Source organism: Nocardia sp. NPDC049707 (assembly GCF_040674855.1).
GTDB lineage: Bacteria > Actinomycetota > Actinomycetes > Mycobacteriales > Mycobacteriaceae > Nocardia.
Map to the genome: position 1 here is coordinate 226,949 of NZ_JBFANN010000001.1, position 13,244 is coordinate 240,192.

11 protein-coding genes are annotated in these 13,244 nt (G+C 64.8%); 5 read left to right on the forward strand and 6 right to left on the reverse strand.

All coding sequences use genetic code 11. The features are described from left to right. Positions 1 to 15: 15 nt before the first annotated feature. Entirely contained in the window at positions 16 to 729 is a 714-nt protein-coding gene (locus AB0J29_RS01075; protein WP_364777188.1) for a TetR/AcrR family transcriptional regulator, read from the forward strand. Here AB0J29_RS01075 and AB0J29_RS01080 read toward each other — a convergent pair. Further along, a complete protein-coding gene (locus tag AB0J29_RS01080; RefSeq protein WP_364777190.1) occupies positions 696 to 1,946 on the reverse strand; it encodes an FAD/NAD(P)-binding oxidoreductase in 1,251 nt (416 codons plus the stop codon). The genes AB0J29_RS01075 and AB0J29_RS01080 overlap by 34 nt on opposite strands. Next, positions 1,913 to 2,101, reverse strand: coding sequence for a ferredoxin (locus AB0J29_RS01085; RefSeq protein ID WP_364777192.1), 189 nt, complete (start codon positions 2,099 to 2,101; stop codon positions 1,913 to 1,915). The genes AB0J29_RS01080 and AB0J29_RS01085 overlap by 34 nt, the downstream gene beginning before the upstream one ends. 136 nt (positions 2,102 to 2,237) lie before the next feature. Here AB0J29_RS01085 and AB0J29_RS01090 point away from each other — a divergent pair, with 136 nt between their 5' ends. Beyond that, positions 2,238 to 3,620 carry a phenylacetate--CoA ligase family protein gene (locus AB0J29_RS01090; RefSeq protein ID WP_364777194.1) on the forward strand — a complete coding sequence of 461 codons (1,383 nt, stop codon included), beginning with the start codon at positions 2,238 to 2,240 and terminating at the stop codon, positions 3,618 to 3,620. 161 nt (positions 3,621 to 3,781) lie between these two features. Here the strand turns inward: AB0J29_RS01090 and AB0J29_RS01095 are convergent, their stop codons facing one another. Further along, positions 3,782 to 5,104, reverse strand: a complete 1,323-nt coding sequence (locus tag AB0J29_RS01095; protein ID WP_364777196.1) for a family 1 glycosylhydrolase — start codon at positions 5,102 to 5,104, stop codon at positions 3,782 to 3,784. A 376-nt stretch (positions 5,105 to 5,480) separates the two neighbouring features. Between AB0J29_RS01095 and hutH the strand changes: the two genes are divergently transcribed. The 3 genes from hutH (at position 5,481) to AB0J29_RS01110 (ending at position 9,953) form a co-directional block, all read left to right on the forward strand. Next, positions 5,481 to 7,028 (forward strand): histidine ammonia-lyase, encoded by a 1,548-nt coding sequence (gene hutH / locus AB0J29_RS01100; RefSeq protein ID WP_364777198.1) that lies wholly within the window; start codon positions 5,481 to 5,483, stop codon positions 7,026 to 7,028. A gap of 142 nt (positions 7,029 to 7,170) precedes the next feature. Then, on the forward strand, positions 7,171 to 8,823 hold the full coding sequence (gene hutU / locus AB0J29_RS01105; protein WP_364777200.1) for a urocanate hydratase: 1,653 nt from the start codon (positions 7,171 to 7,173) through the stop codon (positions 8,821 to 8,823). A 392-nt stretch (positions 8,824 to 9,215) separates the two neighbouring features. Continuing rightward, positions 9,216 to 9,953: a DJ-1/PfpI family protein gene (locus AB0J29_RS01110; RefSeq protein WP_364777883.1), complete on the forward strand. Its 738-nt coding sequence runs from the start codon at positions 9,216 to 9,218 to the stop codon at positions 9,951 to 9,953. 14 nt (positions 9,954 to 9,967) lie between these two features. Here AB0J29_RS01110 and AB0J29_RS01115 read toward each other — a convergent pair whose 3' ends face one another. From AB0J29_RS01115 to AB0J29_RS01125, 3 genes are all read right to left on the reverse strand, one after another. Beyond that, on the reverse strand, positions 9,968 to 10,336 hold the full coding sequence (locus AB0J29_RS01115) for a DUF1304 domain-containing protein (RefSeq protein WP_364777202.1): 369 nt from the start codon (positions 10,334 to 10,336) through the stop codon (positions 9,968 to 9,970). Positions 10,337 to 10,386: 50 nt separating this feature from the next. Further along, positions 10,387 to 12,075, reverse strand: a complete 1,689-nt coding sequence (locus AB0J29_RS01120; protein WP_364777204.1) for a protein kinase — start codon at positions 12,073 to 12,075, stop codon at positions 10,387 to 10,389. A 67-nt stretch (positions 12,076 to 12,142) separates the two neighbouring features. After that, positions 12,143 to 13,033, reverse strand: coding sequence for a bile acid:sodium symporter family protein (locus AB0J29_RS01125; RefSeq protein WP_364777207.1), 891 nt, complete (start codon positions 13,031 to 13,033; stop codon positions 12,143 to 12,145). Between the last annotated feature and the right edge of the window lie 211 nt (positions 13,034 to 13,244).

The following is a 13,244-nucleotide window of genomic DNA, read 5'->3' on the forward strand; positions in this document are numbered from 1 at the left end:
ATGAGAGGGGACGCGATGGTCCAGAAAGCGGCAAAGCGGGGCCGTCCGCGCCGCGGACCGGATGTCGAACGAGTTCAGGAAGTTCTCGACGCTGCGGCCGATGCTTTTCTGGCGAACGGATACGACGCCACCAGTATGCAGGACATTGCCGATGCGGTCGGCATCATGAAAGGCAGCCTGTACTACTACGTCGCATCCAAGGAGGACTTTCTCTTCCAGATCATCGAGCCTGCGTACATTACCGCTCTGGACGCAGTGGCACCGCTGTCCGACGATCCCCGCGCATCGCTCGACCGTCTGACGGATTTCGTCCACTCACATGTTTTGTTCGTGGCCGCCAACCTGCGGACATTCCGGATCCGGCTACGTGAGTTCAGCCAGCTGTCGCCGCTGCGTCAAAAGCAACTGAGCAGGAGCGAGGACGAGTATTACGCCGTACTCATGGGGATCATGCGTGACGGCGTCGACTCCGGTGACATCGATCCGGATATCGATGTGCGGCTGTCTTCGGTGGCCATCATCGGGATGCTGAACAGCATGACCGAGTGGTACTCCGCCGGTGGCAAGTACTCACCACAAGAACTCGCCTGCCAGCTGGCCGGCATGGTCTTGACCTCGCTGGGCTCCGACGCGGCGGTGCTGGCCACGGGTGGCCCCGAAGCGCTGCGCCGGAGCCCACGCAAGCGGCTCGAGAGTCAGCCCGCGACCGACGCCGCGGACAACGCGTAGAGCTGCTCGCCGATCCACGTGCGGTAGTGTCCGCTGCGGCGGGGCATACAGATCAACACGACCCCGACCGGCCGTCCCGCACGGTAGTAACCGACCGCACACTCTCCGCTCAGCTGTCCCTCGAGCACTTCGCAGCAATCGGCGATGCCGGGTGACCCGAACGAGTCCACTCGAACCGTCCCTTGGTCCGACCAGAAGGAGGGAAGTGGTTCAAAGGCGGGCAGTGCCGCTATCGGCGCCTCTGACAGATCGTGGATGATCGTGCGGGCCGCCTGGCGAGCGGTGTCTACCGCCATCTGCCAGTGCTCGAATCGACGCGGCACGGTGTCGAACAATGTGTTGGGGAAGCGTGCGACATCTCCTACCGCTGCGGTCGCCGCAACGCCCCCCAGCCGAAGCCATGAATCACACATCACCCCGTCGGTGGTATCGAGCCCGTTTCCCTCGAGCCACGTCACGTTCGGAGCCGAACCTACTGCTTCGACGACCACGTCCGCCGTCAAGTGGAACCCGTCGTCGAGGACGACCCCCGATACTCGGCCGATGCCCTCGTAGCACTGGACCGTTCTGCCAGGGTGGAAACGTATCCCGGCCGCGGTGTGTCTGCATTGAATTGCCTGACCCACCTCGCGGCCGAGTGGTCGGAGCATGGCGACCTCGTCGGTACAGACAACGTCGACCTCGCACCCCTTCGCGCGCGCGGCGGCGGCAACCTCACACCCGATGAATCCGGCACCGATGACGACCACCCGCCGACCGGGCCCCAATTCTCGGTGCACTGCTCGTGCGTCGTCGAGTGTCCGCAACGTGTGCCGTCCGGCGCGCGGTCCCGAGATCGGCAACGTCCGGGGAGTCACACCGGTCGCCGCGACGAGTGCATCGAACTCGACGACCTGCCCGTCCGACAGGTGCAGCCGCCTCTCGGCCAGATCCGCCTTGGTGACTGAAATGCCGAGTCGCCAATCGACGTCGTCGTCTGCTAATCGAGGGCGTAGTCGTACCTTGTCGAAGGTGCCACCATCCCACAAGATCTTCTTCGACAACGGTGGCCGCGTATACGGCATACTCGCCTCGGATCCGATCACGATGACGGACTCGTTCCACCCTGCGCTGCGAAGCGCCTCGGCAGTGCGAAGGCCTCCGAGTGATCCACCTGCAACTGCCACGGTGCGCATATGCAGCCTCAATCGACAATCGTGATTGCTTGCATGGGGCATGCATCCGCGGCCGCCTCCACCACTGCACGCTGATCATCGGCTGCTTCGACTCGGTACTGCAGCTTGCCGTCGCTGTCGAGATCGAATACCTCCGGCGCGGCGAAGACGCATTGCCCGTAGTGCTGGCATGAGCTCATGTCGACGTTGACTCGCATGGTTCCTCCTCTGATTTCAAGGTTAATCCACCTTCCGTTTGGTAGATAGAATAACACGGTGCTTGACATCACACTTCGTATGCCGCCATATTTCTACCTACGGTTTGGTAGAAATAATTCATCGGGAGAGTACGGCATGACCGACAGGCGAGACGAAGCTCAGCGACGCGCCCGCTCGACACGGTTCTGGGACGAAGCGCGCGAGACGATGCCGCGTCACGAACGCGACCAGCTGATCCTCGAACGGATTCAGCACCAGCTGCACTACGTGTACGAGAAATTGCCGTTCTATAGACGGCATTACGACGACCACGGATTCAAGCCCTCCGACGTCAAGTCCTTGGCGGACTTCACCGCGAAGGTGCCGGTGATCACCAAGAAGATGTTGGTCGAGAATCAGCAGCAGCACCCGCCGTTCGGCGACTACCTCGGTGTCCCGCGCAATCAGCTGGCCCGCATCCACGGCTCTTCGGGAACGATGGGAAAGCCGACGATGTATGGCGTCTCCCGCCGTGACTGGGGCCGGGCCCGCGAGGCGTCTGCCATGGCATTGTGGAGCGCTGGCGTCAGGCCCGACGACATCGTCCAGATCACCTTCCCCTTCGCCCTCTTCTTCGGCGGATGGGGGATATTGCAGGCCACTGAGGAGATCGGCGCGACGACCTTCCCCACCGGCTCGGTTGTCCCGACCGACAAGCAGATCGAACTCATGCACACGCTGGATTGCGATGTTGTCGTGGGAACGCCGTCATACCTCGTACACCTGGCTCAGCGCTCTCGCGAACTCGGCCTCGATGTCCGCGACAGTAAGGTCTCCCTACTCGTTGCCGGAGGCGAACCCGGTGCCAGCATCGCGTCGGTGCGAGAACTGCTGATGCAATTGTGGGCAAACCCCCTGATCGTTGACGCTTCCGCCGGCTCGACATCCGAGATGTACCCGTTCCTGTCCAACATCGGATGCACCGAATCGAACGGCGGAGTACACCTGTTCCAGGACGAGAACTACACCGAGATCGTCGATCGAAATGACCCGAACATCCTGGTACCCGCAGGAACGTCGGGAGCCACGGTGGCAACCCATCTGTGGCGAGAGTCCCAGCCGATGATTCGATTCTGGATGGGCGACGAAGGCGTCATCGACGACACTCCATGCCCGTGCGGACGCACCTATCCCCGTCTCCCGCGCGGCGTGTTCGGCCGGGTCGACGACATGCTCATCATCCGAGGAGCCAACGTCTATCCCAGCGCCATCGAGGCCGCGGTCCGCAGCGTCGACGGCGCTGGCGCCGAGTTCCGCATCTTCGTCGAGCGCGAGAACGCACTCGACGAACTTCGCGTCGAGGTCGAGCATGAACCCGACATGGACACCAAGGGCCTCGAGCAGTTGCGTCTGTCGCTCGAGGCCGCGATCAAACTGTCAATTCAGATCAGGGTGCCGGTGAGCGTAGTCGCTCCGGGAACTCATGAACAGCAGACCTTCAAATCCCGCAGGGTCGTTGACAATAGGCCGAAAGCTTGAGGTGCTCGACCAGTCGCCGTCCGCGCAATCGCGGAACCATGCAACTGAATCCTTGGGCACAGTCTCCGAACCTGGTTGATGTCGCCGTCGAGAATCCCAGCCCACGCCGCCGCATCCGGCGGCGTGTCACCGAACCCCGGCGAACGTTCGTGGTCAGCGCACTAAGGAACGCTGACGGTTGGGTCGCAACTGTCGGGTGGATCGACCAACCCGCAATCGACCGGTGCGCGGGTCGGACGGTAGCCGGTGGGGACGCCGCCGGATTGGATGATGCCGCGGTAGGCGTCGACCGCGTCGGTAGGTTTGCGGGCAAGGGTGGGATCGGAGCGGACGTCGACCGTGTACAGGCCGAATCGTGGTGTGTAGCTGCCCCATTCGTAGTTGTCGGTGAGGCTCCAGTAGTTGTAGCCGATGATATTCATGCCGTCGGCCTTGGCGCGCTGGATCCAGTAGACGGTGTCGCGAAGGTGATCGCTTCGGGTGTAGCCATCGGCGCGTGATTTTCCGTCCTCGGTGGGCATGCCGTTCTCCACGACATATAGTGGGCGGTCGGGAAACAACCGCGCGTAATGGCGCAGTGCATAGTAGATGCCCTCGGTGTGAATCGGGAGTTCCCACATTGCCGGACCCTCGTTCGAACCACCCTGTACCGCTCTATTCGCTTCCGGTAGCGGCGCGAAATAGTAGTCGACGCCGACGAAATCGAGCTTATCGGCGATCCGGTCCACGATCGGCTGATTCACCTCGGTCTCGGCGCCCGCAACATAGCCGAGATTGCTGGTGACCTGCGCATCGGGCAGGTCGTGATGGATGGTGTCGTAGATCGCGTTGTGCGCATCGGCGATTCGGTCCAGCATGGCCGGCGCCTCGTCCGGTGTAATGGCACCGATGCGCAGTTCGGTACCGATATAGGCGGCAGGTTCGTTGAAGGTGACCCACAATGGATTGCGAGAAGCATAGCGGTTCACCACCTTTCGCATATTGGCCAGCCAATCCTCGACCATGCCCGGATTGCGCCAGCCGCCGCGATCCGCGGCCCAGCCGGGATATACCCAGTGATCCAGGGTGAGCATCGGTCGCATACCGGTCGCGAGGATGCGCGCTATCACATTGTCGTAGAAGCCGAATGCCGCCTCGTCCCAGGTATCGGGTTGCGGCTGTATTCGCGCCCATTCGATGCCGATCCGATACACCCGGGCCCCGAGATGTGCGGCCAGGTTGATGTCGGAGATGTAGCGCTTGTAGAAGTCGACGGAATTCTCGTAGTCGTCCCCGGCCTGGCCGGTTTCGATATAGCGGGTCCAATTGCTGCCCGGCGCATGGCCTTCGGATTGGAAGCCCGATGATGCGACGCCCCACAGGAATTCTCGGCCGAACGGTGTGATGGTCGCCTGTGCGGGCGGCATCGCGAGGCCGGACAGTAGTAGCGCGGTCGCGTTGATCGCGAGCCCGACCAGGGTGCGTCGACGCCGCGGTGTTCGCATCGAACTCCTGTTCCCGTTCGGCACTGTCGGTCGGGCGCCACCAGGTGGGATCGGCCGCATCCGGTGATCTGTCAGCGTAGCTGTCGGATTGCTGAAATATGGGCAGCCGGTCGGTGTGTCGCGTGTGAGGTCAGCGGGCCTGCTCCAACTCCGTGATCAGGTGATAGGTGGTAGGGGGAATGCCCAGCTCGCGCCCGATCGCGGACGCGGCGACCGGTCCGGCCCGGGCACCATCAGTTGCGGCACGGCAAGGCCGCGCCGCAGCGGCGGGATATTGCTGCTCGTTCCCATGCCAGTTTCTCGGATTGTCTCGTATACCAGACAGAACCTGGCTCAGCCTCTTTCTTCACCCGCCCCGTGGCGGTGGAATGGGCATATGCCGGATACCACGCATTCACCGCCCGTGGAGCTGGACGGGCCGCTGACCGTCGAACGCATCGTTGCCGTTGCCCGCGACGGCGCCCAGGTTCGATTCAGCGAGGCCGCCGAGAAGCGGCTGACCAACGCGCGTCAGTATGTCGACGCGCTGGCCGCGGGCACGGTCCCGACCTACGGCGTCTCCACCGGCTTCGGCGCACTGGCCACCCGGCACATTCCGCCGGAGAGCCGGGCCGCGCTGCAGCGGTCGCTGATCCGCTCGCATGCCGCGGGCGCGGGCGCCGCGGTCGAGACCGAGGTGGTGCGCGCCATGATGTTGCTGCGGCTGCGGACCCTGGCCACCGGACACACCGGGGCGCGGCTGGAGACTGCGCTCACCTTGGCCGAGTTGATCAATGCGGGCATTACGCCGGTGGTGCACGAGTTCGGATCACTCGGCTGCTCCGGCGATCTCGCGCCCTTGGCCGCGGTCGCGTTGGCGCTGATGGGGGAGGGCGAGGTCACGGATTCTTCCGGCAACGTGATGACAGCAGCGGAAGCCTTGCGCGCCAAGGGAATCAAGCCCGTGACCCTCGCCGAGAAGGAAGGGCTCGCGCTCACCAACGGCACCGACGGCATGCTGGGCATGCTGGCGCTTGCCATCGATGACCTGCGTCAACTGCTCGATGTCGCCGATATCACCGCCGCCATGAGCGTGGAGGCACTACTCGGCACCGACCGGGTCTTCGCCGATGATCTGCAGGCGCTGCGCCCGCATCCGGGACAAGCGCGGTCCGCACGGCGCATGGCGGCCGCGCTCGCCGGATCGGAAATCGTTGCCAGCCACCGGGGTCCGGACTGCAACCGGGTGCAGGACGCGTATTCGTTGCGCTGCGCACCGCAGGTGCACGGCGCCGCCCGCGACACCCTCGCGCACGCCGAATTGGTGGCCGAACGGGAAATGGCCTCGGCGATCGACAATCCCGTCGTGCTCGCCGATGGCAGGTTGGAATCCAACGGCAACTTCCACGGTGCTCCGGTGGCGTATGTGCTCGACTTCCTCGCCATTCCGGTCGCCGATGTCGCGAGTATGGCCGAGCGGCGCACCGATCGAATGCTGGATATCGCACGCTCACACGGTCTTCCTGCGTTCCTCGCCGACGATCCGGGCGTCGACTCCGGCCACATGATCGCCCAGTACACCCAGGCGGGAATCGTCAGCGAACTCAAGCGCCTCGCGATGCCCGCATCGGTGGATTCGATTCCGAGCAGTGCGATGCAGGAAGACCATGTCTCGATGGGCTGGTCGGCCGCACGTAAATTGCGCAGGGCTGTCGACGGTCTCGCCACCGTTCTCGCCATCGAATACCTCACGGCCGCAAGGGCATTGGATCTACGCGCACCGCTACGGCCCGCCCCTGCCACCGCAGCGGCACTCGCCTTGCTCCGCACCGAGGTCGGCGGCCCGGGACCAGACCGACACCTCGCCCCGGAAATCGCCGCCGCGGCCGAATTGGTCCGCTCCGGCGAACTGCTCGCCGCCGTCACCCCTTACCTCGGCACCTAGGACAGTGAGCTCCCTTGTCGAACCCGAAGCGGTCCGGTTCCCGCATAGCGAATCAGGCTCGCGCACAGGGTCTACCTCGTGCGAGTCACCAAAGCTATGCGGCACCGACCTGCGGGCGGACCGTTGATATGGAGGCAATTCGATGACACGGACGGTGCGCGCGGCGCGTGGCACGCAACTGACGGCCAAGAACTGGCAGACCGAGGGTGCACTTCGGATGCTGCAGAACAATCTCGATCCCGAGGTGGCGGAGCGCCCGCAGGACCTGGTGGTCTACGGCGGCACCGGTAAGGCGGCGCGGAACTGGTCCAGCTTCGAGGCGCTCACCCGCACCCTCACCACACTCGAGGCCGATGAAACCCTGCTGGTGCAGTCCGGTAAGCCGGTCGGCGTATTCCGGACACACGAGTGGGCGCCGCGGGTGCTGATCGCCAATTCGAATCTGGTGGGCGATTGGGCGAGCTGGCCCGAATTCCGCAGGCTGGAATCGCTGGGCCTCACCATGTACGGACAGATGACCGCGGGTTCGTGGATCTATATCGGCACCCAGGGCATCCTGCAGGGCACCTACGAGACATTCGCTGCCGTGGCGGACAAGCGTTTCGGCGGCACTCTAGCCGGAACCCTCACGCTCACCGCGGGATTGGGTGGCATGGGTGGTGCGCAGCCGCTGGCCATCACCATGAACGGCGGGGTCGCCCTGGTGGTCGAATGCGATCCGGCGCGTGCCGAGCGGCGCGTGCACGATCGCTATCTCGACGAGATCGCCACCGATTTCGATGATGCGGTGCGCCGGGTCTGCACGGCGCGCAAGGAGCGAAAAGCCTTGTCGGTCGGTCTGATCGGCAATGCGTCCGAGGTACTGCCGAGATTGCTGGCGGCGGGTGTCGAGATCGATATCGTCACCGACCAGACTTCGGCGCACGACCCCCTCGCCTATCTGCCGCGGGGTGTCGCACTCGCGGACTGGGCCGACTACGCCGCGAAGAAGCCCGACGAATTCACCGACCGCTCGCGCGAATCCATGGCCGAACACGTCGACGCGATGCTCGGGTTCCTCGACCGCGGCGCCGAGGTCTTCGATTACGGCAATTCGCTGCGTGGCGAGGCGAAGCTGGGCGGCTGCGAACGCGCCTTCGACTTTCCCGGCTTCGTGCCCGCCTACATCCGGCCATTGTTCTGCGAGGGCAAGGGGCCGTTCCGCTGGGCCGCGCTGTCCGGTGATCCGGCGGATATCGCCGCGACCGACCGGGCCGTACTGGAACTGTTCCCGGAAAACCAATCCCTGCGCCGCTGGATCACCATGGCCAGGGAACGCGTTGCCTTCCAAGGACTTCCGGCTCGCATCTGCTGGCTCGGCTACGGTGAGCGGCACCTGGCCGGGCTCCGATTCAACGAGATGGTCGCACACGGTGAGTTGCGGGCTCCGGTGGTGATCGGCCGCGACCACCTCGATTCCGGCAGTGTCGCCTCGCCGTATCGCGAAACCGAGGCAATGGCCGATGGATCCGATGCCATTGCCGACTGGCCGCTGCTCAATGCGCTGGTCAACACGGCTTCCGGCGCGAGTTGGGTGTCCATCCACCACGGCGGTGGCGTCGGCATGGGCCGGTCCATCCACGCCGGACAGGTCTGTGTCGCCGACGGGACCGCGATGGCCGGACAGAAGATCGAGCGTGTGCTCACCAATGACCCCGGTATGGGCGTCATTCGGCATGTGGATGCCGGATACGAGCGCGCCGGCGCGATCGCCGCGGAGCGTGGCGTGCGAATCCCCATGCAGGAGAACACGTGACAGCGAATAGTCTGCTCGCCGAAACGCCGAGCTGGGCCGGGATGCGCGGCGCGGCGGATACTTCCGGCATGTCTGCGATCGTGCCGAACAGGAATTGCGGGACTGGTTCGTCGTCGATGCCCCCTCGGTCACCCATCTCGCCTACCGTCCGGGCGTCCCGCTGATACCGGCCCGTTTGGACAAAACCATAACGATGGCCGAATGGCCTGGTGCCACAGGATGATCCGACCTACGGGTCTTCCAGGGAACGTATCGCGGCGTCCACGAGTGTCATTGCGGTGTGGGCACACACGTCGACGGCCGCATCGGGTGCGCTCTTGCCCGGGCCCGCCAGCCACCACGCCATCGGTGGCTACTGTGGATGGTGGTATCCACCGTGGGAGGAACAGATCATGCAGATCGCCATCGTCGTCTATCCGGGTATGACCGCGCTCGATGTGATCGGGCCCTACGAGGTGCTGCGGCTGCTGCCCGACGCGCGGCTGCGTTTCGTCTGGCACGAGCCGGGACCGATCACCACCGACAGCGGTGTGCTGCTGCTCGGCGCGACGCATTCGCTCGACGAGACACCATCGCCCGATATCGTGCTCATCGGCGGCTCGGGTCCCGCGACCGCGGCCATGGTCGCCGACGAAAAGCTGCTCGCCTGGCTGCGTCAGGTGCACGAGACCTCGACCTGGACGACCTCGGTGTGCACCGGATCGGTGATCCTCGCCGCCGCCGGAATTCTGCGGGGCAAGCCCGCGACATCGCACTGGGGCGGTTTGTCGGCGCTGAAAGGGTTCGGCGCCGAACCGCGCCCCGAGGAACGGGTCGTGCGCGACGGCAAGATCGTGACCGCCGCGGGCGTCTCGGCGGGAATCGATCTCGGGCTGTGGCTGGCCGGTGAGATCGCGGGCAAGGACCAGGCCGAGGCGATCCAGCTGATGATCGAATACGATCCGCAGCCGCCGTTCGACAGCGGCCACATGCGCAAGGCGAGTCCGGCGACGCGGCGCAAGGTGGCCGAGCTGGTCGGTCGCGAGGGCGCCGAGCAACTCATCGCCGATCCGCCTACCGTGGTGCGGGAGGCGAGCGCCACCGCGAAGCTGTCCTGGTCGACGGCCATCGAGCAAGCTCGCGCCCGTTGACAACTCGGCAATCGTTAGTCGCTGCCCGCGGTCAGCACGGCGACCAGGGCGATCGCACCGGGCAGCGCTTGGACGAACAGGATCCGACGGTTCGCGGTGGCCGCACCGTAGATTCCGGCGACGACAACGCATGCGGTGAAGAAGATCATCGCGGCGAATCCGACCGGATCCGAGGCGATGATGCCCCAGATCAGACCTGCCGCCAGGAAGCCGTTGTAGAGGCCCTGGTTGGCGGCCAAAACCTTGGTCTGCTCGGCGAATTCGGCGGTGCTGCCGAAGGACGCGCGCACCCGCGGTGTGGTCCACAGGAACATCTCCATGACCAGGATGTAGATGTGCAGCAACGCCACCAGGCCGACCAGCACCTCGGCTACTACGCGCATAAACTATCTATCCCTTCGCCGCGTCATGGGACAAGGTGATATCGGCAGATTCAGGATGTTCGGGTCAGAGTTCCGGTCATATCGCCTGCGACACCGCTCGTGCGGTACGACAGCGTGCCATCGGATCGGAGTTCCACTCGCGACGTGGATCCGTCGTCGTTGCAGCCAACGCTGTCCTCGATCAGCTTGGCGGTCAGCATGATCACGTTCGCAGATGTAGCTGTCAGTGTCTCTGCTCGCCCGCATTTCAAGCCGATTATCTTGCCCGTATTCGATGAGGTGCCGATCTGCTGGCCGACTTCGCCGGAGTTGAGCCGCAGCACGATCTCATAACCTCCCAGTCCGTCACGGGCGATGCCGGTCCATGTGCCGACGAATTCTTCGGGTATCACGGACTCCGTGGCCGCCGCTGTGGTGCTCGTCGCGTAGGTTTGCTCCACCGAGGTCGTCATGGGTGCGTCGGGGGTGGCCACCGCCGAATCGCGCACCGGCGCCGCGGTATCGGTGGACTTGTCGGTGAGCTGCGCACCGATGATGAATGCGCCGACCGCGACGGTCGCGACGATCAATGCGGTCCGACGGGAACGTTTCTTCGGCGCTGACTGGGGCGGCCGGTGGTAGGCGGGTTGCGGTCCCGGCCGGTGCTGCGCGGGCGGATATGGCGCGTGCTGATGGTTCGGATTGGCTTGCGGCCCAGGGGGTCCGGATTGCCATGCGGTATTCCTGGACTGCCAGGTCACGGTATCCGGTGCGGGCCGGGACAACGGGTGGGGCGGTGTATGCGGCCCCGAATTCGATTGTGGCACCGGCCGGGAAATCGTCGGCGCCGGATCCGGCCTGATCGCCTCGACCGGCCCGGATTCCAGATCGAGCAGCGCGACCGCCCGCCGACTCACCTCTTCGAGCACCGGCGCGGGCAGCCAGCCGACGCGTTCCGGAACCCCGAGTCCGGCCAGGTGATCGAGTAGCTGCTGCGGAGTCGGGCGCGCCGCCACATCCTTGTTCAGACATGCCGCGATGAGCGGCCGCAGCCGGTCCGGCACCGCCGCGAGCCGCGGCTCCTCGTACACCACCCGATACAGCATCTGTACGGTCTCGCCGCTGCCGAACGGCCCCTGCCCGGTCGCCGCGTAGGCGAGCACACCGCCGAGTGCGAAGACATCGCCCTCGGGTCCCATGGTCGGCCCGACCACCTGCTCCGGACACATGAATCCCGGTGAGCCGATGACACTTCCGGTGGTGGTCAGCCCGCTGTCCTCGGCGGCCCGCGCGATGCCGAAGTCGATCACCTTCGGACCGTCCACGGCGAGCAGCACATTCGACGGTTTCAGATCGCGGTGCACGATTCCGGCGGCGTGCACGGCGATCAATGCCTCGGCCAGACCGTGCGCGAGCACCAGCAGTGTGTTCTCGTCGAACGTGCCGAACTGTTCGACCGCATCGGTCAGCGAGAATCCGGCGACATAGCCGGTCGCCAGCCATGGCGGGGTCGAATCCACATCCGCATCGAGCACCGGCGCGGTGAACTTCCCGCCGACTCGCCGCGCCGCGGTGACCTCGCGCCGGAACCGCTCCCGGAACTCGTTGCCGATCAGATCCGGTCGGATCACCTTCACCGCGACGGTGCGCCCGCCCGCGCTGCGTCCGAGGTACACCCGGCCCATACCGCCCGCACCGAGCAGGCCGAGTAGCCGGTAATCCCCGATCCGCGTGGGATCGTCTGTGCCGAGCGGTCGCATCGCGAACTGAGGTCCTCTCACCTGACGTTGAACACGCAAAGGCTACCTATGTCCGCGCTCGGCTGCCCTAGCCGGTAGCGGCCGGAACCGGTGTGGCAGCTGTGCGGCGCAGCTGCCGCGCCAACAAGTATGCGGCGACAGCGGCCGGAATGTTCATCAGCACCCCGTAGACCGCGGGCGGCACCGCCATCTGCGAATCGTGCAGCACGCTGGCGGCCACCGCGATCGCCAACGCGCCGTTATGGATGCCGATCTCCATGGCCGAGGCGATCGCCTGATCGGTCTCCACCCGGAACAAGCGCGGCACGGTGTACCCGATGACGAAGCTCAGTGTCGACAGCAGCAGACTGAGCGTGGCGAGCTTGCCGATGTTCTCGGTAAGCGTGTCGAACTCGCGCCCCACCGCTGTCACCACGACCAGCAACAGCACCACCGCCGAGACGATCTTGACGTTCTTGCGCATCCGCTCGGCCCATTCGGTGAACCGGCGATGCACCAGCATGCCCACCGCGACCGGGATCAAGACGATCGCGAACACCTGGGCGAACTTATCCGGGCGCAGCCCGATCGCCGCGTTATCGTCCATGAACAGCGTGAACGACAAGGTGACCACCAGCGGTAGGGTGAATACGGCGAGAATCGAATTGATCGCGGTCAGCGTGATATTCAGGGCCACATCGCCACCGGCGATATGGCTGAACAGATTCGCCGACGGCCCGCCCGGCGAGGCGACGAGCAACATCACCCCGACGGCCAGCGCACCCTCGAGCCGGAACAGGTAGACCAGACCCAGGCAGATCGCGGGTAGCACGATCATCTGACATACCAGCGCGACCACCGCGGCCTTGGGATATCGCAGTACCCTGGCGAAATCGTCGACGGTCAAGGTCAACCCGAGTCCGAACATCACCAGCGCAAGGGCCAGCGGTAGGAATACGGCGAAAAACATTGAACCCATTCAGATCTCCTCATCAGGACTCGGACGGATATCGACGTTATCGACTCACCGTCCGCACGACTACCCCACATGTGGGAGCCCGGATGGGGATGCGGCTCACACCGTCGGCGTGACCTACAAGACGCCCGGCAGTTGCAACGCCTGTTCGGAAGGCACCCTGACGCCGGTCCAATTCCATTGGGATGGAAAGCAAGTCCAGACGATCGGAACA

What these genes read in the sequence shown, in the direction of transcription:
- AB0J29_RS01085 (WP_364777192.1), bottom strand. Translation starts at nt 2,101, where the DNA reads ATGCGAGTCAACGTCGACATGAGCTCATGCCAGCACTACGGGCAATGC.
- AB0J29_RS01110 (WP_364777883.1), top strand. Translation starts at nt 9,216, where the DNA reads ATGCAGATCGCCATCGTCGTCTATCCGGGTATGACCGCGCTCGATGTG.
- hutU (WP_364777200.1), top strand. Translation starts at nt 7,171, where the DNA reads ATGACACGGACGGTGCGCGCGGCGCGTGGCACGCAACTGACGGCCAAG.
- AB0J29_RS01075 (WP_364777188.1), top strand. Translation starts at nt 16, where the DNA reads ATGGTCCAGAAAGCGGCAAAGCGGGGCCGTCCGCGCCGCGGACCGGAT.
- hutH (WP_364777198.1), top strand. Translation starts at nt 5,481, where the DNA reads ATGCCGGATACCACGCATTCACCGCCCGTGGAGCTGGACGGGCCGCTG.
- AB0J29_RS01080 (WP_364777190.1), bottom strand. Translation starts at nt 1,946, where the DNA reads ATGCCCCATGCAAGCAATCACGATTGTCGATTGAGGCTGCATATGCGC.
- AB0J29_RS01095 (WP_364777196.1), bottom strand. Translation starts at nt 5,104, where the DNA reads ATGCGAACACCGCGGCGTCGACGCACCCTGGTCGGGCTCGCGATCAAC.
- AB0J29_RS01115 (WP_364777202.1), bottom strand. Translation starts at nt 10,336, where the DNA reads ATGCGCGTAGTAGCCGAGGTGCTGGTCGGCCTGGTGGCGTTGCTGCAC.
- AB0J29_RS01125 (WP_364777207.1), bottom strand. Translation starts at nt 13,033, where the DNA reads ATGGGTTCAATGTTTTTCGCCGTATTCCTACCGCTGGCCCTTGCGCTG.
- AB0J29_RS01120 (WP_364777204.1), bottom strand. Translation starts at nt 12,075, where the DNA reads ATGCGACCGCTCGGCACAGACGATCCCACGCGGATCGGGGATTACCGG.
- AB0J29_RS01090 (WP_364777194.1), top strand. Translation starts at nt 2,238, where the DNA reads ATGACCGACAGGCGAGACGAAGCTCAGCGACGCGCCCGCTCGACACGG.